The 22,456-nt window shown below is 39.3% G+C and carries 26 protein-coding genes; 7 read left to right on the forward strand and 19 right to left on the reverse strand.

Going from position 1 to position 22,456, the window contains the following annotated elements:
• Window positions 1-71 precede the first annotated feature (71 nt).
• The 15 genes from G6554_RS16935 to G6554_RS17005 form a co-directional block, all read right to left on the reverse strand.
• The gene (locus G6554_RS16935; protein WP_166243955.1) at window positions 72-485 is read right to left on the reverse strand and encodes a hypothetical protein; all 414 of its coding nucleotides are present in this window, start codon (window positions 483-485) and stop codon (window positions 72-74) included.
• A 46-nt stretch (window positions 486-531) separates the two neighbouring features.
• Window positions 532-1,941: a S1C family serine protease gene (locus G6554_RS16940; protein ID WP_166243957.1), complete on the reverse strand. Its 1,410-nt coding sequence runs from the start codon at window positions 1,939-1,941 to the stop codon at window positions 532-534.
• 148 nt (window positions 1,942-2,089) lie between these two features.
• A complete protein-coding gene (locus tag G6554_RS16945) occupies window positions 2,090-3,514 on the reverse strand; it encodes a sensor histidine kinase (protein WP_242637891.1) in 1,425 nt (474 codons plus the stop codon).
• Complete coding sequence (locus G6554_RS16950) at window positions 3,486-4,187, reverse strand: response regulator transcription factor (RefSeq protein ID WP_166243959.1); 702 nt, start codon at window positions 4,185-4,187, stop codon at window positions 3,486-3,488. The genes G6554_RS16945 and G6554_RS16950 overlap by 29 nt, the downstream gene beginning before the upstream one ends.
• A 185-nt stretch (window positions 4,188-4,372) precedes the next feature.
• The gene (locus tag G6554_RS16955; RefSeq protein ID WP_166243961.1) at window positions 4,373-5,365 is read right to left on the reverse strand and encodes a phosphotriesterase family protein; all 993 of its coding nucleotides are present in this window, start codon (window positions 5,363-5,365) and stop codon (window positions 4,373-4,375) included.
• Between the two features lie 67 nt (window positions 5,366-5,432).
• Window positions 5,433-6,407, reverse strand: coding sequence for a zinc-binding dehydrogenase (locus G6554_RS16960; protein WP_166244044.1), 975 nt, complete (start codon window positions 6,405-6,407; stop codon window positions 5,433-5,435).
• Between the two features lie 12 nt (window positions 6,408-6,419).
• Entirely contained in the window at window positions 6,420-7,199 is a 780-nt protein-coding gene (locus G6554_RS16965) for an enoyl-CoA hydratase/isomerase family protein (RefSeq protein WP_166243963.1), read from the reverse strand.
• Window positions 7,200-7,230: 31 nt separating this feature from the next.
• A complete protein-coding gene (locus tag G6554_RS16970) occupies window positions 7,231-7,989 on the reverse strand; it encodes a 2-phosphosulfolactate phosphatase (protein ID WP_166243965.1) in 759 nt (252 codons plus the stop codon).
• Window positions 7,990-8,005: 16 nt separating this feature from the next.
• On the reverse strand, window positions 8,006-9,082 hold the full coding sequence (locus tag G6554_RS16975) for a phosphotransferase family protein (RefSeq protein ID WP_166243967.1): 1,077 nt from the start codon (window positions 9,080-9,082) through the stop codon (window positions 8,006-8,008).
• A gap of 42 nt (window positions 9,083-9,124) precedes the next feature.
• Window positions 9,125-9,526 carry a thioesterase family protein gene (locus G6554_RS16980; RefSeq protein ID WP_166243969.1) on the reverse strand — a complete coding sequence of 134 codons (402 nt, stop codon included), beginning with the start codon at window positions 9,524-9,526 and terminating at the stop codon, window positions 9,125-9,127.
• A gap of 111 nt (window positions 9,527-9,637) precedes the next feature.
• Complete coding sequence (locus G6554_RS16985) at window positions 9,638-10,204, reverse strand: TetR/AcrR family transcriptional regulator (protein WP_166243971.1); 567 nt, start codon at window positions 10,202-10,204, stop codon at window positions 9,638-9,640.
• Between the two features lie 87 nt (window positions 10,205-10,291).
• Window positions 10,292-11,905: a long-chain-fatty-acid--CoA ligase gene (locus G6554_RS16990; RefSeq protein WP_166243973.1), complete on the reverse strand. Its 1,614-nt coding sequence runs from the start codon at window positions 11,903-11,905 to the stop codon at window positions 10,292-10,294.
• 37 nt (window positions 11,906-11,942) lie between these two features.
• Window positions 11,943-12,695, reverse strand: coding sequence for an SDR family NAD(P)-dependent oxidoreductase (locus G6554_RS16995; protein ID WP_166243975.1), 753 nt, complete (start codon window positions 12,693-12,695; stop codon window positions 11,943-11,945).
• Window positions 12,696-12,868: 173 nt separating this feature from the next.
• Entirely contained in the window at window positions 12,869-13,063 is a 195-nt protein-coding gene (locus G6554_RS17000) for a hypothetical protein (RefSeq protein ID WP_166243977.1), read from the reverse strand.
• A gap of 151 nt (window positions 13,064-13,214) precedes the next feature.
• Window positions 13,215-14,192, reverse strand: coding sequence for an alpha/beta hydrolase (locus tag G6554_RS17005; RefSeq protein WP_242637892.1), 978 nt, complete (start codon window positions 14,190-14,192; stop codon window positions 13,215-13,217).
• A gap of 145 nt (window positions 14,193-14,337) precedes the next feature.
• Here G6554_RS17005 and G6554_RS17010 point away from each other — a divergent pair, with 145 nt between their 5' ends.
• A complete protein-coding gene (locus G6554_RS17010) occupies window positions 14,338-15,219 on the forward strand; it encodes a VanW family protein (RefSeq protein ID WP_166243979.1) in 882 nt (293 codons plus the stop codon).
• 78 nt (window positions 15,220-15,297) lie between these two features.
• On the opposite strand, the gene G6554_RS17015 is transcribed toward G6554_RS17010, so the two are convergent.
• Window positions 15,298-15,564, reverse strand: coding sequence for a hypothetical protein (locus G6554_RS17015; RefSeq protein ID WP_166243981.1), 267 nt, complete (start codon window positions 15,562-15,564; stop codon window positions 15,298-15,300).
• 248 nt (window positions 15,565-15,812) lie between these two features.
• Between G6554_RS17015 and G6554_RS17020 the strand changes: the two genes are divergently transcribed.
• The 3 genes from G6554_RS17020 to G6554_RS17030 all read left to right on the forward strand — a co-directional run bounded on the left by G6554_RS17020 (window position 15,813) and on the right by G6554_RS17030 (window position 17,302).
• A complete protein-coding gene (locus G6554_RS17020) occupies window positions 15,813-16,523 on the forward strand; it encodes a class I SAM-dependent methyltransferase (protein WP_207343073.1) in 711 nt (236 codons plus the stop codon).
• A gap of 172 nt (window positions 16,524-16,695) precedes the next feature.
• Window positions 16,696-16,944: a hypothetical protein gene (locus G6554_RS17025; RefSeq protein ID WP_166243983.1), complete on the forward strand. Its 249-nt coding sequence runs from the start codon at window positions 16,696-16,698 to the stop codon at window positions 16,942-16,944.
• 106 nt (window positions 16,945-17,050) lie between these two features.
• Window positions 17,051-17,302 (forward strand): sigma-G-dependent sporulation-specific acid-soluble spore protein CsgA, encoded by a 252-nt coding sequence (locus tag G6554_RS17030; protein WP_166243985.1) that lies wholly within the window; start codon window positions 17,051-17,053, stop codon window positions 17,300-17,302.
• Window positions 17,303-17,532: 230 nt separating this feature from the next.
• Here G6554_RS17030 and G6554_RS17035 read toward each other — a convergent pair whose 3' ends face one another.
• On the reverse strand, window positions 17,533-18,450 hold the full coding sequence (locus G6554_RS17035; protein ID WP_207343074.1) for a YitT family protein: 918 nt from the start codon (window positions 18,448-18,450) through the stop codon (window positions 17,533-17,535).
• 770 nt (window positions 18,451-19,220) lie between these two features.
• Window positions 19,221-19,829: a hypothetical protein gene (locus G6554_RS17040; protein WP_166243987.1), complete on the reverse strand. Its 609-nt coding sequence runs from the start codon at window positions 19,827-19,829 to the stop codon at window positions 19,221-19,223.
• Window positions 19,830-20,048: 219 nt separating this feature from the next.
• On the opposite strand from G6554_RS17040, the gene G6554_RS17045 reads away from it, so the two are divergent.
• The 3 genes from G6554_RS17045 (at window position 20,049) to G6554_RS17055 (ending at window position 21,411) form a co-directional block, all read left to right on the forward strand.
• Window positions 20,049-20,252, forward strand: coding sequence for a DUF1657 domain-containing protein (locus G6554_RS17045; RefSeq protein ID WP_166243989.1), 204 nt, complete (start codon window positions 20,049-20,051; stop codon window positions 20,250-20,252).
• Between the two features lie 71 nt (window positions 20,253-20,323).
• A complete protein-coding gene (locus G6554_RS17050) occupies window positions 20,324-20,530 on the forward strand; it encodes a DUF1657 domain-containing protein (protein ID WP_166243991.1) in 207 nt (68 codons plus the stop codon).
• Window positions 20,531-20,550: 20 nt separating this feature from the next.
• Entirely contained in the window at window positions 20,551-21,411 is an 861-nt protein-coding gene (locus tag G6554_RS17055; RefSeq protein ID WP_166243993.1) for a DUF421 domain-containing protein, read from the forward strand.
• Between the two features lie 49 nt (window positions 21,412-21,460).
• Here the strand turns inward: G6554_RS17055 and G6554_RS17060 are convergent, their stop codons facing one another.
• A complete protein-coding gene (locus G6554_RS17060; RefSeq protein WP_166243995.1) occupies window positions 21,461-22,441 on the reverse strand; it encodes a DMT family transporter in 981 nt (326 codons plus the stop codon).
• Between the last annotated feature and the right edge of the window lie 15 nt (window positions 22,442-22,456).

The raw sequence follows: 22,456 nt of genomic DNA on the forward strand, positions 1-22,456 counted from the left end.
CTGCCTTATATCTTATTCTAGACGTGGTAGGTGTTGACATAGAATTCGAAATATCACATTTTCATCACACTTTAATGAAGGTACTTTTTCCGGGATGCAAACCTTCTTCGATAGACAAACCTCCTCAAGTCGTCATCCTTTAAATTCCCATCATAAATTAAAAACAGTAACGAGCGAAACTCCGGATACATCTCCATGACGAAAAGGGCGAACTCTTTCCGTTCGCCCTTCAATTTCCGATTAAAATCCTCGCCACTCACAATTTCATTCAGCTTCTTTTCATAAAAAGCTTTTGTATCTTCCCATTTTACCTGCCGTTCTTTTAAAATATCACGGGCATATTCCGGTAATTGATCAATAACCTTGTCGATGTAGCCTTCTGACCACATCACCATTTTATCTTTTTCAGTAAGTTCAAAGACCATGCTCATCAGTTGAATGTCGTCTACCTCAGCACTTAATGCATACTTACCTACTTTATTCATTTTTTCACCTCAAGACCAAATTAGAATGGTCTTATTGTACCGCGAATCATGCTCCCTTATTATTAGTTAATTTAGCGGTTAACGTTACTTGTTTTCCGTCACGATACACATCAAATTTAATCGTGTCACCCGTTTTCACTTTTGTATATAAGAATTTTCTTAGTTCTGCTGAATTCGCAATCTCCGTTCCATTCATCGATACAATGACATCCTTGGGCTCGAAACCTGCTTTGGCTGCAGCAGAGTTGGGGTCAATGTTCATGACTAACACACCCTTTTTCACATTTTCGGGCATGTTTTGCCAATACATTTGCGGAACTTGGTCTAAGTCAGCAAGTCCTACCCCAAGATAGGGTCTATCCACTTTTCCACTCTTGATTAATTGGTTAACAATTGGGATAAAATCGTTACTTGGGATCGCAAATCCTAATCCCTCAACACCACTCTCGGAAATTTTCAAGCTGTTAATCCCAATGACCTGGCCTTGTGGGTTTATCAAGGCACCTCCGCTATTTCCAGGATTAATAGCAGCATCTGTCTGAATGACATTCGTATCCCAATTACCTGCGGATGTCGATACTGCAATGCTTCGGTCAACCGCACTGACAATTCCTTGTGTCACTGTTCTTGATAAATTTAGTCCCAGCGGATTTCCAATCGCATATACTTGGTCACCAGGACGGAGTGTGGACGAATCTCCGAAATCTGCCGTAGCTGTAACATATTTTGCATCGATTTTTAAAACAGCTAAATCCGTTAAGGCATCTGTTCCGACGACCTCAGCAGTTGTCTTTTGACCATCAAATAAGGAGATTTCGAGCTTTGACGCACCTTCGACCACATGGTTGTTGGTGACAATATAGGCAATGCTTCCACTTTTTTGAAAAATAACCCCGGATCCTGAACCGGATTCTACACTTTGTGAAGCACTACTATTCCCCCAAGGATCATTATTTTGCTGTTGCCTGAAATTGACAACCCCGACAATCGCTTTAGAAATTTTTTCTACGGTATCGGCAATTGAATTAGACGAGGCCATTGTCGGCTGAGCAGAAACTTGCTTGACAGGGGCTGCTGAATTACTTGTCACTTGGTTTTCGGTATTCTGATTAAAGTTTTTCATATAGTCGGTATGTGGAAGAACGGCTAATGTCAAAACAGATCCAATCACGCCTGCCGCTAAGGTTGAAACAAAACCCCGACCCTTCCATTTTTTTGTTTCCGGCTGAGTGGATAAACGAGTTTTTTCGTTAACAGGTGGGGCAACAACAACTTCCTCTGTCTCCACTCTTTCCTCTATCTCTTCAGATTCGGTTGACCTCGCCATGAAGGTAGCATCCACAGCAGTTGAATTTTCTTCCATCTGACTGTAATCTTGATTCCTGTTTGTGGTTTCTGTATTTTCTACTGAATCGGGTTGATTTTGTTCGAATTCATGATCATTTTTGAATTCCATCACAATCGATCTCCTTTAAGTTTGTTCTTTATCTTGTCTTTACTTTAACCGACAAATCTTAACAAATTATTAACAAACTTTAACGAGAGTAAGAAATATATGAATTAATTAAAAAAAAGCCGCAATTTTCTCTGCAGCTTCTGCCCATTTATTCTTCTTTTAAGCGAATCACAAATTTAGTCCCTTTTCCTGCTTCACTAAATACCTCAATTTCTCCCTGGTGGAGAACCACTAATTGTTTAACGATTGAAAGACCAAGTCCAAATTCACCGTAGGGATTGGTGGTTCTGGAAAGATCCGCTTTATAAAAACGGCGCCAGATGTTTTCAATCTCCTTAGCGTCAATGCCAATTCCGGTATCCTCCACCTCGATAATCGTCCAGTTGGGCTCCGTTTTTCCACGTAGCCAAATCGTTCCGTCAGAGGTAAATTGGATACTATTTTTCGTAATATTAATGAGGATTTGAACCAGACGGTCATAATCAGCGTTCACCATGATTTCTGGTGCGACTTCAACCTCGATCCGATTATTTTTCTCGTCAGCCAGGATACTCAATTGCTCTTGGATAACTTCGAGCACTTCCAAAAGCTGTATCTCTTCCTTAAATAATTGAATTTGATTGGAGCGGATTTTTTCATAGTCAAGATTTTCATTCACAAGACGAATCAATCTCTTGGCTTCCTGGCTTACTAATTGGATTCCCCGATCTTTGTCTTCCTCAGGAATCATATCATTTTTAAGCCCTTCAATCACACCGCTGATTGTCGTTAAAGGTGTCCTCATCTCATGGGAAACATCGGCCATAAACTGTCGTCTTCTATTTTCCAGACTTTCAATTTCAAGCATGGATGTATTGATTTTATCGACCATGTGATTAAAATCATTGGCTAATTCTCCAATCTCGTCAAAATCAGAGGAATTTACCTTCACATGATAATTCCCCTCAGAGACAAGTGATGTCGCTTCACGAAGTCGTGTTATCCGATGGACATGAATGCGTGACAAATACCAGCTTTGCAAAAAGGCAACTCCGAAGGCAATCAAAATGGTATAAAGCAAAAATTTATTGATTTCCTGAATAATCTTACTCGAACCGCTGATTGGGGAAGTTAAGAGCACTCCGCCAAAAAACTTACCATCATCTAAATAGGGAAGAACAACAAATGTAACTCCCCCTTGTCCAAAACTTTTATAATCACTTTTAACAATGATGGTTTGCCCTTTTTTCACAAAATTCCACTGTTTTTCAGGTAAATTTTTTATGGTCAGTCCACGTTTATTAATCAGATACACACCATCTTGATCAAATAAACTAAAACTGGTATTCCTCGCAGCCAATACATTGCTATATTGATTTAATATCTCGTCTGATGCAACCGGAGCCTCTTTTAAATCGGTTAAAATCGCTTTTCCAAAGGAAATCAGTTCCTCCGCTTTATTTTCATAAATTAAATTCTCCATATAATGGGTAAAAAGCATACTTAACAATAAAAAGGCAACAACAATGACACTAATGTGACTAAAAAATTGTTGATAAATATACTTAAACTTCATCGGTTTTGATGGAATCATCGAACTTATACCCTACCCCCCAAACAGTATGGAAGAAAGGCTGTGCTGTGGTCTCAACCTTTTTTCGGAGCCGCTTAATATGGACATCAACTGTTCGTTCGTCTCCGTAAAACTGATACCCCCACACCCTTTCAAGTAATTGCTCTCTTGAGAAAACCTGGCGAGGATGCTCAACCATGTAGTAGAGTAAATCAAATTCTTTAGGCGTTAAGTTTGAAATCTGTGTATCGTCTACAAAAACTTCTCTTGTCATTTTATTCACCTTAAAATGGTCTGTTTTAAGGTAATGGGCATCCTCTTTCGGTACTTGTGCCTGAACTCTTCTTGTGACTGCTTTTATCCTGGCCATAAGGGTAAGAGGACTAAATGGCTTCGTGACATAATCATCCGCGCCCATTTCCAGTCCGAGAACCTGATCCGATTCACTATCCTTAGCAGTTAACATAATAATCGGAACGGTAAACTTCTCTTCTCTAATTTTCCGACAAATCGAAACCCCATCCATTCCGGGTAGCATCCAGTCAACAATCAAGGCATCCCATGTACCGCTTTTAAAGCGGTTATAGCCTTCTACGCCATCGTTTACAAATACACCATCAATGCCTTCTTTAGCAAAAAACATTTCAATCATCGAACAAACGCTTTTATTATCTTCAATCACTAATATGTGCATTATTGCCATCTCCCCGTGCAAAAAGCTATTCTTCTCTCTAGTTTAAACGAATTTTCCTGTATATCAAACCACATGCCCGATTCTTTCAAATATATTAATCCTTTGTTCATAGTTTATTAATATTTAGAAATTCGCGCAAAGAAAAGGAAGCCTAAACAAATCAGGCCTCCCTTTAAGGAATTCTATTATACTTTTACAGATGCTCCGGCAAATAATGAAACCGCGTTTCCACCAAGCAATTTGTCAATTTGTTTTTCTGTTATACCTGATTCACGCAAGCTAGGCAGAATATGATCGAAAATATGAACGGGATTCCAGTTCTCCATGATTTTCATGACCTGCTCATTCATCACAGGTGGCCGGCCAAGCCAAACATTTACTGTGTCGTGGGCTAATAAAATTTGATCCTCGTAGCCTTGTTCCAATAATGACAATAAAGTTGTCACTCTCTGATGATCCAGAGGAGCGCCAACTAAAACCTGAATACCAAAGCGATCAAAGCCAATTCGAACCCCTTGATCCAGAACTATCTTATGGTATTCAGGATTAGTATTGCCGCACATGTGGCCGATGATAATCTTATTTGGATCAGCACCATGTTCAATTAACATACTTACCTGCTCAGGTCCCATCGTTCCTTCTTGTGTATGAGTAAGGATAACAATTCCTGTTTCTTTCTGAACTCTTGCTGCGGCACGAAAAAACATTTTTTCATATTCCGTGATTTCATTCTTACTTGATGCCAGTTTGATAATGCCAGGCTTGATCCCCGTTCCGGCAATACCTTCCGTAATTTCAGTCTTAAACATTTGATAGATATCTTCTTCGGCGGTTCCTAGTCCCTGTCTAAACTTGAAGTATGGAGGTGCCCCTTCCCCTTCATAGTAATATCCAGTTGCGCAAATAATTTGCAATCCAGTAGCTTCCGAGATTTTTTGTAATAATTGTGGATTTCGACCACATTCATTTGGGGTAGGGTCCACAACCGTTTGGACACCGTAGCTCTGCATCAGTCTTGCCACACCAATGGCCGCTTCTAAAACTTCATCTTCCTTATATGCACCAAGTGTAACATCTCCTTGAAATCCTGGGTACCCGAAAATAAAGTGCTCGTGTATAAGTGTTTTTCCGAGACGATCGACTGAAATAGGGCCTGTTACTGTTTCAACTGTTTTCATTGATTGGTTCCACCCTTTCGATAGGAAAAAAATAGTACGGTTCAATTGTTACACTTGATGTTTTCATCTATGGCTCTAAAATCAATTTCCCTTGCGTCTTTCGCGATTGTAATAATGTATGAACCATTGCTGCGTCCTTTAACGGGAACACACCGCCAACGGTAAGCTTCAATTTCCCCTCTCCGAGATATGAAAATAATTCTACTAAACTAGGCTGCAACAGCTCTGGTTTTCTCATAATTTGCGGCAGGAAGAAGCCGATGACGGATTGATTTCTTGCCATAAGTGTTCCTGGATAGAAACGGCTTTGTTCTCCGCTTGCCGCTCCAAAGATAACCAAGCGTCCAAATGTGGCAAGACATTTGACCGTTTTATTGAAGACATCTCCACCGACCATTTCAAGTGCAACATTTACCCCTCTGCCGCCTGTTGCATCAAGAACTTGCTGTTCCCAGTCAGGCTCGGTGTAATTGATAAGGACGTCCGCTCCCATTTCCTGGGCCAATGCCAATTTTTCATCAGAACTTGCAGTAGCAATAATTTTTCCCGCGCCAAACAATTTTGCAAGCTGAACGGCGATGGTGCCCACCCCACCTGCAGCGGCATGGATAAGGACACTTTCCCCTTTTTCCAAGCGGCCCATCGTTTTTAATATATGATAGGCACTTAAGCCTTGCAGCGGCAGGGCAACAGCCGTGTGAAAATCTAAATGTTCCGGAATTGGGATCACGGAACGTTCATCGGCTAGGGCAAATTCGGCATAGCCACCGGATTCGATTAACGTTACGATTCTTGTGCCAGGCTTGACTTTCGTCACTTGATCGCCCACTTCGACGACAACCCCGGCAATTTCGGCACCAGGAATAAAAGGCAGCGGCGTTTTCACCACATATTTCCCTTCCCTCCGTGCCGTGTCCGCATAGTTGACCCCTATTGCTTTAATTTCAATTACTACTTCGTGACCGGTAGGTACCGGCTTTTCCATATCAATCAACTGTAATACTTCCGGTCCACCGTATTCCTCTAATTGTACACCCTTCACTAAACTCATCTCCTATTTCCCTTTAAATGCTGGTTTTCTCTTTTCCTTAAATGCTGAAATGCCCTCTTGGTGGTCAGCTGTTTCCACCATTAAAGTCTGAATTAAACGTTCCTGTTCGAGGATTTCCTCAAGCGAAGAGGTAAACGATTGATCGATTAATTTCTTTTGCTTACCAAAAGCTTTGCCGGGTCCATGCGCTAATTTTAGGGCAAATTTCGTTGTTTCCTCTTGGAGCTTTTCCAATGGAACAAGATAATTGATTACCCCTAAATGATAGAGGCGCTCAGCAGGAATCGGCTCTGCCGTAAAGAAGAATTGTTTTGCTAAGTGCGGGCCAATCAGTCTTGGCAGTAAATAGGAACCACCACCATCTGAAATTAAGCCGACTTGCGAAAAGCTAAGAGCAAATTTACTATCGTCTGCAGCAACAATTAAATCACAAGCTATAGCTAAATTAAATCCAGCCCCCGCTGCAAACCCGTGAACAGCGGCAATAATTGGCTTTTCAGTTTCTTTCATTAACAAAATTAATTCATTGAGTTTTCCGATGTGTTCATACACTTGAGCACCTTTTGCCTGCCCCATCGTTTTAACGTCACCACCGGCACTAAATGCACGCCCGGACCCAGACAACACAATGACCTGAATATCTTCATCCTTTTGAGCATTATGAAGAGCATCTTTCAATCCTAAAATCATCTCTGGGCTAAAGGCATTCAAGCTTTCCGGGCGGTTTAATGTTAAAGACAGGACTGGACCTAATTTTTCAACCAATAAATGTTCCTGTGTCATTTTCATCTTCCTTTCGTCTTCCATTTTTTATTTACACAAAGTTTTCATAAGATGTAGGAGAACAGGATGATTCCATAACTACTTTTCCCTCACATAAAATAGGCACAATCGAGGTAACTCCCTTGGAAGCCGCCAGTTTTAAGTCGTTGTCCTGATTATATCTGTCTAATAGTTTTCCAACATAGGAATCCCGTAGAATTTCATAAGCATCCTGTTGGCCACGATAAAAATACATGGCAGACTTCGCGGCATCTGTTAAGTCATATTCGCCATTTTTCAGCAAGCAATCTATGAAATGACCGGCGCCGAAGAAATCTTCCAAACTCGTTTCACCAGAGTTTCCCGAACAAATAACTAGAATGGTTTGGTCTTCAGGAAGGTTTTTAAGAGCATTGGCAACGGCCGGGTTATTCAATAGTGATGCGATATAAACCTTTTTTGCCGAAGCAGATTTTCGTAAGGCAACCGTCCCGTTCGTTGTTGATAAAATCAATGTCTTCCCGTTGATTGACTCCTTAATCAGGGTGGGACTAGGATAGACAAAACCGTCTATTGGTTTTGCATCGAGCTCACCGGCAAGTACATATTCACCTGTTTGAAACGCTGCCGCTAGTTCCATAGCTTCCCTGCTATGTAAAACAGGAATAACTTCCTTAGCCCCATCCTTTAACGCCGAAACAATCGTGGTTGTTGCCAGAAGAACATCTAAGATAACTGCGTGTTTTTTCCCATCAGCGATTTTCTCCTCTTTGATGTCTTCCTTCTTCATAAGAAGATGAATTTTCTTCATCCGAACCAGATCCCCTTTACTGCTTTTCATCAGCAATACTAGCTGCATGTAAAATTAAATTTTTTACAAAATGATTGAAATTAGCAAACCGAGTATCATTCGTTTGCCCTTTTTTATAGCGATAATAGATTTGTTGGCCTATGACAGCCAGTTTAAAATAAGCAAAGGTTAAGTAGAAATTAAAATTGGTGACATCCCGACCACTTTTTTTTGCATAGCGCTCGATAAATTCATTCCTTGTAAAGAAGCCTTCATGTACAGCTGTAACCGAAGACTTTCCCAAGCCGTTAATTAAAGCTTCTGAATCATCCCCGTGATTCCAATAACTCATTGCCACGCCAAGGTCTGCTAACGGGTCGCCAACGGTCGTCATTTCCCAATCAAATAGCCCAACCATTTCTGTTAACTTTTCATTAAACATCGCATTATTAAATTTATAATCATAATGAATGATTGTTGACTCGTGGTGCTTAGGTGTATGTTCCACAAGCCATTTTTTCAATGAATCGACAACCGCAATATCATCGGTCTTCGCTCTCTCATAGCGCCCAATCCAGCCATGGACCTGCCTCTCCATAAATCCCTCTGGCTTGCTTATTTCCCCAAGTCTAGTCTGTTTATAGTCTAGGGCATGTAATTCCACTAGTTTTTCAACCATCACTTCGGAAAGATGTCGGCACAGTTCTTTCGTGACTTGAACCTCTTTTGGGAAGGATGTATCGATCACAACACCATTTTTTCTTTCCATCACTAAGAAGGGGCTGCCGACGATTGCCTGATTTTCCGTAAACAAGAATGGTTCTGGCGCAACAGAAAAAATAGGGTTTAACTCTGAGAGAATTTTAAATTCCCTTCCCATATCATGGGCTTTCGGTGCTACTGGCCCAAGAGGGGGGCGTCTTAATACAGCCTCCCAGTCACCCATCTTTAGTTGGTAGGTTAAATTTGAATGCCCGGCAGAAAATTGTAAGACTTCAAGCGGATCCCCCGGCAAAGATTTGACATTTTCCCGTAAGTACGTTTCCAAACCAAGAACATCCAATTCCTCACCTTTTCGAACTGGGATCGTATCCATATTCATTTGGCGGCGCATGTCTTGCCTCCCCCTTTAGAAGATTCCGATTACTAAAAGTGGTTATGAAAGAACTAAATAATCCTTTAATTCCTCTTTTAACAATTCAGGTATTTGTTCACTTTTTTGTGTTTCAAAATCGAAATAAACCATAATCGCATTCCCTTTAGCGATGAGCTCATTTGTCTGGGTTGAGACGATATCATGCTCAAGCTGAAAGCTCTTTGTGCCAATTTTCGAAACATAGGTTTTAATCGTTAATTCCTGACCGAAATACCCTTGACTGATAAAATCACATTTGGTGGAGGCCAAAATAAAATTCCAATTTTCAATATTCATTTTAAAACCTAACTGTTCAATAAAACGGATTCGTGCCTCTTCCAAATAAATAAAATAGCTTGTGTTATTTATATGACCGAGCGCATCCGTTTCGCCAAAACGTACTGTTACTTTTGTTTCATGCACAACCACTTCACCTCAATTGTTTGGACGTGACGATTTTAATACTAACCGGTTGGTATTTACCTGAAAAAAAGAGAGGGGTATTTCCACAATGCCCCTCTTTACATTTTTTCGTCAGTCACCTTGAATTCCCTTTAAAATCATTTCGACAAAAATTTCAGCTACCTCTCGATCAGAGCAGATTCCGTTTGGATTGAACCACTGGTAACTCCAATTCGTGATTCCCAAAATTCCGAACGTGATGATCGAGGTATTTAAATCATGACGGAATTCACCATTTTCAATTCCCTTCTTGATTACATCCTCAATATTTAATCGAAACTGGTCCCGTTTGGAATGAATGAGCACTGTGTGTTCCTCATTTAAATTTTTCAATTCCCGAAAAAATATTTTTGCGGCAGCACCCGTCGTTTTGATATCGGAAAGAAGCATAAAGACAATTTCAAATAATTTTTCTTTACAGGACTTTGATGGGTCCTTAAAAATCCTGTCCTGGTGGACAAGTAATTCATCAATGTACCCTAAATGGATATCCATTAACAATTCTTCTTTACTTGAAAAATAATAGTAAAAAGTTCCTTTCGTTACACCGAGTGAATCCACTATATCTTGAATCGATGTCTCACTAAACCCCTTTTTTTCAAATAAGCGGATGCTTTGTTCCGTTATTTTCCCTCTCACTGTTCTGTCCTCACAATCTGTTAAATGGTCTGGTGAAAATTATATCATATCATTACCCTCTCCTTTAATCTTCAATCTAAAGGATCACTAATTCTTTAGAGATTCTTCCCTTAACGCCCGCCTGAGGATTTTCCCAACACCGGTTTTTGGTAATTGATCACGAAATTCAACAATATGCGGTACTTTATAAGCCGCCATATTTTGCTTACAATAGTGGATGATTTCCTGCTCTGTTGCACTTTTTCCAGCCTTTAAGACAACAACTGCTTTCACATCCTCTCCTCTGTACGGATCTGGAACACCAATACAAACGGCCTCCTGGACTGCCGGATGTTCGTATAAAACCTCTTCAATATCACGCGGATAAATATTGAAGCCGCTGGCAATAATTAAATCCTTTTTACGGTCAACAATATAGAGGTAGCCATCTTCATCCATTTTTGCAATGTCACCAGTGTAGAGCCAGCCATCACGAAGTGTATTTGCCGTCTCCTCCGGCAAATTCCAATACCCCTTCATAATCTGCGGCCCCTTAATGATTACTTCACCAAGTTCACCAACAGAAACCTCTTTTGTACCCGTTGCTACATCCACTATTTTATATTCCGTGGATGGCATCCCAATACCGACACTTCCTGGTTTCCGCTCCGCAAATGGAGGATTACAGTGTGTCGTAGGAGAAGCTTCCGATAACCCGTAGCCCTCTAATATTTTCGAACCTGTTTTCCGTTCAAAGCTGCGAAGCAGTTCTACCGGCATCGGTGCTGATCCGCTGTTACACGTCTTTATACTATTAATGCCATACTGCTCCGCATGAGGGTGGCTGGTAATGGCGACATACATGGTTGGCACCCCAGGAAAAGTCGTTGGCTGTTCATTTTTTATCGTATTCAATACCTCTTCTAAATCAAATCGCGGCAGCATAATCGATTCAGCACCAATATAGATAGATAGATTCATACAAGAGGTCATCCCAAACACATGGAAGAGCGGAATAACAGTTAAACATTTCTCCTGGCCAAATTTCAAATCATCTTTAAAAAACTCATGACACTGGATCACATTTGCCAGAATATTGCGGTGAGTTAACATCGCCCCTTTTGATCTTCCAGTTGTACCGCCTGTGTATTGAAGGACTGCCACATCATGCTCTGGTTCGAATTCAACTGGACGAGTTTTTCCATTTCCTTCAGTCAAAAAGCGATCAAAGCTCCGGTCCGGTTTGAAATCTTGACCAGTGGCTTGGAGGCTGACGACGATAATATTTTTCAAATTTGTTAGTGGCTGAACGGCTTTTACTCGTGGATAAAGGGCATCGAGGACCACAATTGTTTCGGCACCTGAATCCCCTAGAATATATTCAAGCTCCCGTTCAACTGACATCGGATTCACTTGGGTTACGATCCCCCCGGCTGACAGTATTCCGTAGTATGCAATGACGTATTGAGGACAATTAGGCAGCATAATCGCCACCCGGTCCCCCTTTTGAACCTGATTTTGCTGCAAAGCAGATGTAAAGGCGAACGCCAGTGATTGTAATTGTTCATAAGTAATCTTTTTTCCATAAAAAGATAAGGCATCTTTAGCAGGGTAAGTTGTGGCTGTTTCTTGAAGAATTTGTCCTAATGGTTTATTTGGAATGGTTACATTTGTTTCAATTGTTTCAGGATAATGCTCCAGCCATGCTCTCTTTTCACTCATAATTTCCCCTCCAAAATGTATGGTTCTAAACCATTCTCTAAAATGTTAGTCCGCCCCCATCAACGGAAAGAGTTGCTCCAGTGATAAACGAGGCTTCTTCAGATGCTAAAAATAAAACAGCATTGGCTACTTCATTGGGTGTGCCAATTCTCCCCAATGCATTGGCACGTGAAATAATCGGCCATTTTCGTTCGTTTTGTTTCCAGTTATCGATAATTTTCGTATCAATGACCCCGGGTGCAATCGCATTCACCCGAATATTGTGTTTCCCATATTCAAGAGCAGCATTTTGCGTTAACACAACCACTCCCGCTTTTGAGGCATTGTAAGCGGAAACATATTTCTGCCCTTTTAATCCCAACAAACTTGAGGTATTAATAATGGCCCCACCACCCGATTTGATTAATTCAGGGACAGCATACTTAATTCCTAGGAAAACACCCTTTAAGTTAATGTCGACGACACGATCCCATTCTTCCTCCAACAAATCAACACTTCTTACTTCGCTATTACCGATTCCAGCATTGTTGAACATGATATGTAAGCCGCCATAGGTTTCTGTAGTCTTGTTAATTAGTTCTATTATCTGTTTTGAGTCCGATACGTCTGTTTTCACAAAAATTGCCTCTCCACCACTCTCTTGTATGAGGCTGACTGTTTCTTCTCCGGTAACAGAATCAACATCGGCAACTGTCACACATGCACCTTCCGATGCAAAACGAATGGCGGCTGCACGGCCAATTCCACCCCCTCCACCAGTTACTATGGAGGTTTTACCACTCAATTTCATAACCATCATCCCTCTTTCATAATAGTCAATCATCTAAGGCCTTTTACAATCCAAACTATACTGACCAGTTAGTATGTAATATGTACAATTATACCTCTTAGACTTACATATTCCTACCTTTTTCTAAATATTCTAATAAATTTTTATTTCCTTTACCAGACTGTTTCTATAGTCTAAAATCTTCTGGTCGATTTTTTCTGTTTATTCATTATTTCATACGATTTTTCAATAATATCTGTTAAGACGTCACCTTTATAAATTCTGCCAAGCTTAATTCCTTGTTGATAATACTCGACAATTTCATCTAGCATTAGGGAGGTTTCTTTCGTAATTCTTACATTTAATTGAATTCTTTCATTTTCAGACATGATTAGATACCCCTATCTACTTATTAGCATAGTGCTAGCAAGTAACTATTTATTTGTTATTTATTGCTACTATACTATAATTCTACATTTTTTTCATTCGAAAAATAAAAAATTGGCTATCGTGTCGACAGCCAATTTTATGAACCGTTTATTAGAGGATTACCTTCATCTTAGGAAGATTTATTACAAAGTAATTTTGAAGCCAAGTCTCGAGCAGCTGGACTAACTCCGGATGAATAGGCAAGTTTCCTTCCGCTATAATATCTTTTTTCGCTGTTAATATTGTGGAGGGGATTGTTTCCATTTTACATGCATGCCCCATATTTTCGACAATATGATACTGGGCATCGCCCTTTACATACATTGGCAAATCTTTCAATACTTCTGGATTTGCCTGTATATCCCTTGCTCCTGTAATGGCAAGGACAGGACAGGTAACCTTTGCCAAATCCTCTCTCACATTATAGCTAAAATGTTCCCGCAACCACTTTGCATTTATTTTGACAAAACTCATCCTTATGACATCACTGGTGGAGTTTACTATCTTTTCAATTGATTTTTGCGCTTGTTTTTCTATCTTTTTGTGCGCCCCTACTAAGCGAAGGAACATGCCTTGAAATCCTTTGGCATTCAAAATGTCTTGTGTGCCAATATCTCTTTGCCTTTTCATTGCTTCACTTAGATTTTCCACAGCCCCGGCCAGCAGGATTAGCCCTCCTAGTTCTTCCCTTGCAGCTAATGCCGTTCCAATCATTGCTCCTTCACTATGACCTAAAACAATGACCTTTTTATGATCCACCTCGGGAAGGCTTTTTAAAAATTGAACGGCGGCCTGTGCGTCATCGACTAAATCCCATAATCCAGTTGTTAAATAATCTCCTTCACTACCTGCCACGCCGCGTTTATCATATCTCAAATTAATAAAGCCAATAGATGTTAAAAACTCGGCTAATTGGCGGTACAGCTTCACATCCAGTTTCTTATTAACTTTGCCATTTCGATCCAATTTTCCTGTCCCAGGGATGATAAGAATAGCTGGCAATTTTTCGGACCGAACCTCTGGTTGACTAAGAGTCCCCTTAAGTGCAACTTTGCTTTGAATCATTACTTCTTTTTCGATCGATTTCATTTAATATCCCCCTTATTGTTCAATCTCTCCTCTTTAATAATTGTAAAGGGCAAATTGGAAAATTTTAAAAAGTAATTTGTTCTTAAGAATGGTACATGAAATGGTAAATTACTTCAAATATTAGAACGAGGAGGGGTGCGAACAGATGATTTTACCTTGGATTTTCGGACTATTACTTACGGCTCAACAAATACATACTCCAGATCATTTAGTCATTACAAAAGACGGCACCAATGTCACCTATATCGATCGTATGGATTTTTCTTTTCCATATACAGATTTGCCGATTATCGATTCCAACAAGTTCAATCAATTATTAGACCAGCTAGACAAACAATTTTCCACAGCGCCTACTGATGCTAGCCTAGATTCAGCTGGTAATATCCTATCGGAACAAGTTGGTTACCAGGTCCATCGTCAAGCCTTTACTGAACAATTCTATGCTTATTTTTTTTCACATAGACAGGGAAAATTAGAAATTCCCATGCAGCCCGTTTATCCAAAAGTGGATAGCGAGTTACTCGGGGATATTCGAAGCATGCGGATTGGACGATATGTCACCACTTTTAATTCTAGCAATAAAAAACGCACTACTAATATTAAATTGGCAACGGCGGCCATTAACAATTATGTCGTCTTTCCGGGCGAAACATTTTCATTTAACAAAGTGGTCGGGAAACGGACGGCTACAAAAGGGTATTTAAAGGCTAAAGTAATTGTTAGAGGTGAATTTTCAGAAGACATTGGCGGCGGAATATGTCAGGTATCCTCAACCCTTTTTAATGCAGTAGATAATGCCGGGCTAAAGATTGTCCAGCGGTTCTCCCATAGTAGAAAGGTTCCCTATATTCCCCCTGGCAGGGATGCAACTGTAAGCTGGTACGGACCCGATTTTGTATTTAAAAATATATATTCCCAACCGGTATTAATTCGGGCAAATACGCTTGGAAATATGCTAGTTATTAAACTGTATTCTTCAGAAAGTATACAGTACATACCAAGAAGAATTCCCGAAGCACCTTATTAAGAAATGCACTAGGGCGCTAGAGCTAGATACTTCTCATATACTTATCGTTAAAAAAAAGTCCGCGATTGCGGACTTTTTCTAACGATCATTTTGTAAGGCGCTTTCCATTAATTCCTCAGAGAATTCGGTCAGGGCGGCATTGTTCATCAAATTAAGATTTGTCTTTGGTGAAAAGTTTTTGACTACATTTTGAAAAGGAAGTGCAATATCTTTACGCTTCCCTTTTGTCGCGCCAAAAACGGCGGCACTAACGCCAATGCCTAAGAGTGATGCCCATAAAGCACCCTTGCTTTTTCGTTTAGGTGCAAACAACTTGAAAAACGGCTGCTTTCTTATGCTTTTCATTTCAGCACTCCTTTTGTTTATGGTATGGAGGTTGTCATAACCCTTCCATTAGCTTAATTTGTGCATCTTGATGAAGAATATGTTTAGGAAACCATGCATACATTGTAAATTGTTGGATGAGGACTTTTTGTCTTTTTGTTTACATAATAATATTATATTAACCACCGCTTAAGTGTTTTATTTTCAGGAAAGCACCTATTTCCGCTTTATTACATACAATGCAAAAAAGTAGATTTGAGGTGGTGTCTATGGGAGGTCTAACCTATTTTGATTTCTTGGCGAAGTTTGGCGTTGGCGGTGCCCATCCTGGTGGTATACTATTGACGCAAAATATTCTTTCAAGTGAAAATATCTCCAAAAACTCCCATGTTTTAGATGCAGGCTGCGGCACAGGACAAACAGCGGCATATTTGCACCAACAATATAAAGCGAAAGTCTGTGGATTGGAAATAAATCCAATCATGGTCGAAAAAGCGAGAGACCGCTTTCAGACACTACAACTTCCCATCCAATTAATCCACGGATCAATTGAAGAAATTCCATTTGACGATCATACCTTTGATTTTATCTTATCTGAGTCTGTTTTAGCATTTGTTGATAAACCTAAGGCCCTTAGGGAATTTCATCGCGTACTAAAAAAAGGCGGCCGTTTAATTGCCAACGAAATGACGATTAACAAGAAACTTAATCCGCAAGAAGAAGCAGAAATAATGAACTTTTACGCAGTTGATTCCTTATTAATGGAAGAAGATTGGAACCGCTTATTACAAGAAGTTGGTTTTCAAAACATTGAAATTAAGGCACAAAACCCAGCTCTCAGTAATGGGAACCATGCCCCGGAATTTAATTTTTCAAAAGATTTTGAACCTGAGCTTTTTCATATCTTGAATGAGCATGGAAATATTGTCTTGAAATATCAGGATATTTTAAGCTATCGGGTCATCACTGTGTCAAAATAATCGAAAGCCCTTTTTTCTGTGGGAAAAAGGGCCTTTTCATTAGGAAACCTCCATACATACTATGCCAAATAAATTTCCTTTTAATATGGACAAGGCTTGGGTTATAGCCTTTACATTCCACCAATTCCTTACATATTTTATAGCAAGTCCATTTTTAAAGGAGGAAGTTGAAGTGCAGTTAAATTATGAACAGGCACGTCATTTAGAAGGTAAAATGATTCAGTATAAAAATGAGTCTGGAGAATTGGTGGTTGGGAGAGTAGCTAAGGTCAAAAAGGAAGGCCTCGAAATTGAAGAGTTTTCTTCTTCCCACTCTTCTGATGGTTTCGGATTTGGCTTTTGGGGACCACGGCCATTTTTTAGACCTCCTGTTTTTGTCCCGTTCGTTGGATTTGGTTTTGCTCCGTTCTTCTTTTTCTAAGCAAAAATTGGGTAAGTACTTTGTACTTACTCATTTTTTTATTACAACTTTCATGTATATTTGTACCATCACATCAAAAAATAAAGGCTGAAAGGATGATGTGAAAATGGATCAGACTCTGAGATATTTAAGAGAAACATTATCAAATTATACAGAAGATTATGCAGAGGGTCGGCATCTATACATGAAACTATCGGAGGGCGCTTATGCATCGGAAGCTTCCTTTGTACGAGATTTAGGTCAGAAAGAAATATATTTTTTAAATCGGATGCTGCCTAAAGAAATTAATTACGCAAAAGAAGAACAAGATGAGAAGAGAGCACATGAACTTAATGAGGTTTTTGAGCTGCTATTTTAAAGAATTGAAAAAGATGGCAGAATTCTCTGTCATCTTTTTTGGAAATATCTTATTATTCGCAAAACTATTTCCTAGGTAAGCGCAGAGTCCGACAAAACACGATTCGCCCAAATGACTCTATTCCCTATTAAACGACACAATCTACAGAAAACTAACAATCATTAACCAGGATTTTTTCATCAAATTGCCTAATACCGACAATTGTTTTAGTTCGTCATTTTATACTATTTCTAATGAATGTCTTTTTTCTTAAACCGTCCACCACGAACTTCAGCGATATCAGCAACCGCTAAAAAGGCGCTATCATCACTTTCGGTAACAATTTCCTTTAATTTTGCTTCCTCAAGACGATTGATGACACAAAAGATAACTTTTTTATCGTCACCTGAATAGGCTCCCTCGCCATTAATGTAAGTAACACCACGGCCTAAGCGATTCATAATGGCATCACCAATTTGTCTGGCATTATCGCTAATGATCCACACCGATTTGGATTCATCAAGTCCAGTAATCGTAACGTCAATCGTTTTGTAAGCAACAAAATAAGCAATGAGCGAATACATCGCCCGATCCCATGAAAACACAAACCCGGCACAACCAAGGATGAAGAGATTAAAGAACATAATAATTTCCCCGACTGAAAAAGGAAGTTTATTATTAAAGAGAATGGCTAGTATTTCAGTACCATCAAGTGAACCCCCGTACCTAATGACCAGACCAACCCCAATGCCAAGAACAATTCCCCCAAAAACAGTAGCAAGAAGGATATCTTGAGTAAACGCCGGAACCGGATGAAGCAGCGTGGTACCAATTGAAAGAATAATGATGCCATATAGAGTGGATAAAGCGAAGGTCTTTCCAATCTGTTTGTAGCCAATAAAGAAAAAAGGAATATTTAAAATGAAAAGGAAAATACCTAGTTTCCATCCGGTTAGATAAGAAAGCATAATGGAAATACCTGTAATCCCGCCATCAATAACATTATTCGGAACGAGGAAGATTTCAAGCCCCACGGACATTAAAATGGCACCTATGGTGATTAACAATATTCGTTGAAAGATTTTTCTTTTAGTCAATCGACGATGTTGAATATTTGCCAATATGGCTTCTTGCTGCTCGGTTAAACTCATTTCTTGAAATTCTGTCATTATCTTGCCCCTTTCAAAAGTAATTTCCTATATTTATTATAACGAAATGAAAGTGTTATTAATATTTATATGCTTTTTTTAACTAATTAAAAAGAAGCTACCTCATTTTTGAAGTAACTCCTTAATTGGGATTAACACCTTAGGGGACCCAACCATGGCATCAGACAATTTGTTTTCAGATTTTCGTTTCCTTTAGTTTACGTTTCAATCCTATGGAAACTTTGAAAACTCAGCCGATGTGTGTTTGTTCCGTTGAAGGAATTAATTCGCATGTTTAATGGAATTCAAATCCCTAAAAGAAACAAATTTTCGGATTGTCACCGTTAAGACTCTTTATTCAACCTATTTGGATTGCAGGCTTCTTGGCAATGGATTTTTAATAAGGTTTTCAGTTATGAATACATTGATAAAAAGATTCTTTGATCAAATGTACTAACCTATAAATCCTTAACTTGTTCCTTTGATATGAATTCCTTGGAATTTCATTAGAATTCAACTATGAAAGGTTTTGGTTTTAGATTTAGACCTTTACAAAATGAATCTTCATCGCTCCACCTTCCAAGTGATGGTTGGAATAACCTTACAAATACTCGTTCACAAACGGAACGAACACGTATGGTTGAGCCTCCTAAGATGTTAACTTTTGATTATCTTTTACACTTTTAGTATATCACGGAATCTTTTAAATTTATCAGAAACTTATGACAAAGTGGTGAACTTTTGGAGAAATTAGGAAAAAACCTTCTTTCTGTAAAAAGATGACTTTCGATTTAATCAACAATTGGATTTTCGAAATTATCATGTACAGGGAGCTTAAGCATTTTAATTTTCGCTTCGATTCGATATTTATTTTCAGAAAGTTTATCATTAAATGGAAGGACGATGTTTCTGCCGTCTGTCATCTCAAACTTATATTGAAAGAATCCTGTAGTCCCCTGGTGGTTTCGATAAATAATTTGTACATTAGACATGTCATTCCACTTATATTCTTTTTCCGCAAAGCCTGTCAACCCATTATAGTGAATCCCCTTTTCGTCCATATAATAATAATTGGTCATGCTTAACATAAATGCTGGTAGGCTGACAAGAAGGAAAAGGCCAGTTTTCCATTGCATTTTGCCACCTTCCCACCGCTGTCTAAAAAAAATCAGATATATGGTCATTATAACTGAGATATAGAGCATCCCCCCCATGAAAGTTATGTAGGCAGAAAACGGTGTTGCAAAGAACCAATAGGATCGCGAAAAATAAATCACACTCTGATAGGATGCAACAATGACAAAAGGTGCAAAAAAGCTGCTAATAAATAATATGATCGTATATGCGACTAATTTAACTGAATATTCCTCATCGACCTTTTTTCTTCTTACTAAAATCATTAATAGCCCTCCTAGCATTTATCACTATTCATTACTATTATTTTATTTGATGATTAGTAATTATAGAAACATTCGGAATAAATTCAATACGATAAATAACATTTTTCGAGATAAATGGAAAATGTTTCACTTTAAAAAGGAAGAAAACCATACATAAGCAAAACTTTAATCCACATACTATTTTTGTAAATCAAAATTATAACGAAAGAAGGATCATCCATGACTGTAGGAACACAAGTAAAACAAGCATTAGCCGGGTTAAAAAGTGCACAGGCCAGCTTTGAAACCTTTGCACTTGCAACCGATAACCAAAACGCCAAACAACTTTATCAACAGGCAGCCCAGCAAACGCAAACAGTTCTAGACAGCCTTGAACCACGCCTTCAAGAAATCATGGCTGAAGAACCTCAGTACAATCAATAAATGGGATTCGGTTGGCATTCTGCCAGCCCCTTTTTCATTTTTAGAATTAGTTAAGAAAGGAAGTAACCATTTTGACAATCGCTTCAAATGTCAAACAATGTCTTTCCACTATAAAGGGAATTGAATCCCAACTGTCCTCATTGGCATTAGATTCACTCGATGAGGAAGCAAAGGCAGTATTTCATGAAACAAGTTTACTCATAGGGGATGTAAAAAAGGATCTGCAATACCGGGTTTTAGAACTTGAACGCCATGAACCACAATATAAAGGTTCCTAATATTTCGAGGTGAGAAGCATATGCCAGGTTGGATATTTATCATATTTCGCTCGATCATTTTCCTGCTGCTCTTATTTATTACTACAAAAATTCTTGGAAAAAAACAAATTTCTGAGCTCTCCTTTTTTGAGTATGTTGCAGGTATTACGATTGGAAGTATTGCCGGCGAGGTAGTTACTGGTCTTGAGGCAAACGTATATCACGGGATATTAGCAATAGCCGTATTTGGCTTTTCTACTTTTTTATCTAATTATTTATCGATAAAGAGTAAAAAGTTCAGTGATTTCGTGGAGGGTAAAGGGACTGTTGTCATCCAAGATGGGAAAATCTTAGAAAATAATTTAAAAAAGGAAAAGTATACAATTGACGAATTATCAGCCCTACTCCGTCAAAAGAATATCTTTAAAGTTGCAGACGTTGAATTTGCTGTATTGGAACCACGCGGCAATTTAAGTGCATTATTGAAAAAAGAAAACCAACCATTAACACCCAAAGATTTGCAAATGAAAATGCCCAACGAAAAAGAGCCGCAAACAATTATTATGGATGGGAATATCGTAGACGAAGCACTTAGATGTGCGGGAAAGGGCAGAGGTTGGCTTTACACCGAGTTAGAGAAACTTGGAGTGACCCTTGATAATGTATTTCTCGGTCAAGTGGATTCTTATGGAGATATTACTGTTGACCTTTATGATGATAAAATTAAAGTACCTGCCCCCGCTGTCCGTCCATTATTACTGGCAACCTTAAAAAAAACACAGGCAGACTTAGAAATATTTTCTCTTGAAACAGATTGTCAAAAATCAAAAGCTATGTATAAGAAAAATGCGGCGATCTTGCAGGAAACGATTGATAAATTATCTCCCTATCTATATGGCTGAAATAGACATGAAAAAATCCTTATCAATCCAATTGATAAGGATTCATTGTTCACAGCCCCTTCGATGTACTCACTTCTTGTATTTTTTGCTTCGCTACTTTGTTCGAATAATAGCTGTGCAGGACCATTCCAGCCATGACCAATGCCATGCCAGCCCAAGATAGGGCTGAAGGCATTAATGATGTCAAGAGGAGTAATTCTCCGATTACTGCGAATAACACTTCCATCGATTGGGTTGCCTCCACAGCAGCAAGCTTTTGCATATCCCCTCTTACAAGATCTGTCGCATGAAAGAAGAGAATGGTTGCAATGACCCCTGAAGATATGGCAACCAGTGCAGATTGGCCGATTTGTCCTAAACTAGGAGGGCCTTCATACAGAAGCCCATAAATGGATAAAATGATCCAGAAGGGCATGCTCGCCAGTGTCATTCCTAATACGCGTTGAAAAACGTCCAGGCGCCCACCACATACATCCATCATTTTACGATTACCTAATGGATAAGCAAACGAGGCTACAACAACCGGTAATACTCCTAAGGATAAGGCAATTACCGACAAATGATTAGCTTGTTCTACCTGCATCAAAATAATACCAAGTAAAATGATCAAAGACATCCCTAATCCCCTAAAGGGAATTTTCCCCCTTATTCGGCTTGGGCCGTTATCTGTCATCACCGTTTCATAGAAAAACGGCGCAAGCAGTGAACCGGAGATTATGGTAATCTGCCATGTGGCAGCAATCAACCAGCCAGGGGCATATGCTGCCGAAAAGCAAATCGGCGCATAAAATAATCCGAAGCCAATCGAACTCCACACTAACCAGGCACCTGGCTGCTGTTTCATTTCCTGGAGCAAAGGTTTTAAATTCTTCCTCACGATCACGATTATGAATAAAAAGGGAACCATAAAGAAATACCTTAATGAGGCACTCCAAATCCAACTTCCCCCCGCAAGCTCCATTGATCGATTTAAGATAAAGGTAAAGGCAAAAAAGAAGGCAGCAAAGATGCCTGTTATAATGGGCCGCATGGTTTCTACTCTCCT

This window comes from Bacillus sp. MM2020_4 (genome assembly GCF_011250555.1).
Taxonomy (GTDB): domain Bacteria; phylum Bacillota; class Bacilli; order Bacillales; family Cytobacillaceae; genus Neobacillus.

Excerpts from the sequence above, each read along its gene's own strand:
- G6554_RS16965 (WP_166243963.1), bottom strand. The coding sequence starts at position 7,199 with ATGACACAGGAACATTTATTGGTTGAAAAATTAGGTCCAGTCCTGTCT.
- G6554_RS16990 (WP_166243973.1), bottom strand. The coding sequence starts at position 11,905 with ATGAGTGAAAAGAGAGCATGGCTGGAGCATTATCCTGAAACAATTGAA.
- G6554_RS17000 (WP_166243977.1), bottom strand. The coding sequence starts at position 13,063 with ATGTCTGAAAATGAAAGAATTCAATTAAATGTAAGAATTACGAAAGAA.
- G6554_RS16975 (WP_166243967.1), bottom strand. The coding sequence starts at position 9,082 with ATGCGCCGCCAAATGAATATGGATACGATCCCAGTTCGAAAAGGTGAG.
- G6554_RS16950 (WP_166243959.1), bottom strand. The coding sequence starts at position 4,187 with ATGCACATATTAGTGATTGAAGATAATAAAAGCGTTTGTTCGATGATT.
- G6554_RS17030 (WP_166243985.1), top strand. The coding sequence starts at position 17,051 with ATGGATCAGACTCTGAGATATTTAAGAGAAACATTATCAAATTATACA.
- G6554_RS16935 (WP_166243955.1), bottom strand. The coding sequence starts at position 485 with ATGAATAAAGTAGGTAAGTATGCATTAAGTGCTGAGGTAGACGACATT.
- G6554_RS17020 (WP_207343073.1), top strand. The coding sequence starts at position 15,813 with ATGGGAGGTCTAACCTATTTTGATTTCTTGGCGAAGTTTGGCGTTGGC.
- G6554_RS16995 (WP_166243975.1), bottom strand. The coding sequence starts at position 12,695 with ATGAAATTGAGTGGTAAAACCTCCATAGTAACTGGTGGAGGGGGTGGA.
- G6554_RS17035 (WP_207343074.1), bottom strand. The coding sequence starts at position 18,450 with ATGACAGAATTTCAAGAAATGAGTTTAACCGAGCAGCAAGAAGCCATA.
- G6554_RS17005 (WP_242637892.1), bottom strand. The coding sequence starts at position 14,192 with ATGAAATCGATCGAAAAAGAAGTAATGATTCAAAGCAAAGTTGCACTT.
- G6554_RS16970 (WP_166243965.1), bottom strand. The coding sequence starts at position 7,989 with ATGAAGAAAATTCATCTTCTTATGAAGAAGGAAGACATCAAAGAGGAG.
- G6554_RS17045 (WP_166243989.1), top strand. The coding sequence starts at position 20,049 with ATGACTGTAGGAACACAAGTAAAACAAGCATTAGCCGGGTTAAAAAGT.
- G6554_RS16940 (WP_166243957.1), bottom strand. The coding sequence starts at position 1,941 with ATGGAATTCAAAAATGATCATGAATTCGAACAAAATCAACCCGATTCA.
- G6554_RS17010 (WP_166243979.1), top strand. The coding sequence starts at position 14,338 with ATGATTTTACCTTGGATTTTCGGACTATTACTTACGGCTCAACAAATA.
- G6554_RS17015 (WP_166243981.1), bottom strand. The coding sequence starts at position 15,564 with ATGAAAAGCATAAGAAAGCAGCCGTTTTTCAAGTTGTTTGCACCTAAA.
- G6554_RS17060 (WP_166243995.1), bottom strand. The coding sequence starts at position 22,441 with ATGCGGCCCATTATAACAGGCATCTTTGCTGCCTTCTTTTTTGCCTTT.
- G6554_RS17055 (WP_166243993.1), top strand. The coding sequence starts at position 20,551 with ATGCCAGGTTGGATATTTATCATATTTCGCTCGATCATTTTCCTGCTG.
- G6554_RS16945 (WP_242637891.1), bottom strand. The coding sequence starts at position 3,514 with ATGATTCCATCAAAACCGATGAAGTTTAAGTATATTTATCAACAATTT.
- G6554_RS16955 (WP_166243961.1), bottom strand. The coding sequence starts at position 5,365 with ATGAAAACAGTTGAAACAGTAACAGGCCCTATTTCAGTCGATCGTCTC.
- G6554_RS17040 (WP_166243987.1), bottom strand. The coding sequence starts at position 19,829 with ATGATTTTAGTAAGAAGAAAAAAGGTCGATGAGGAATATTCAGTTAAA.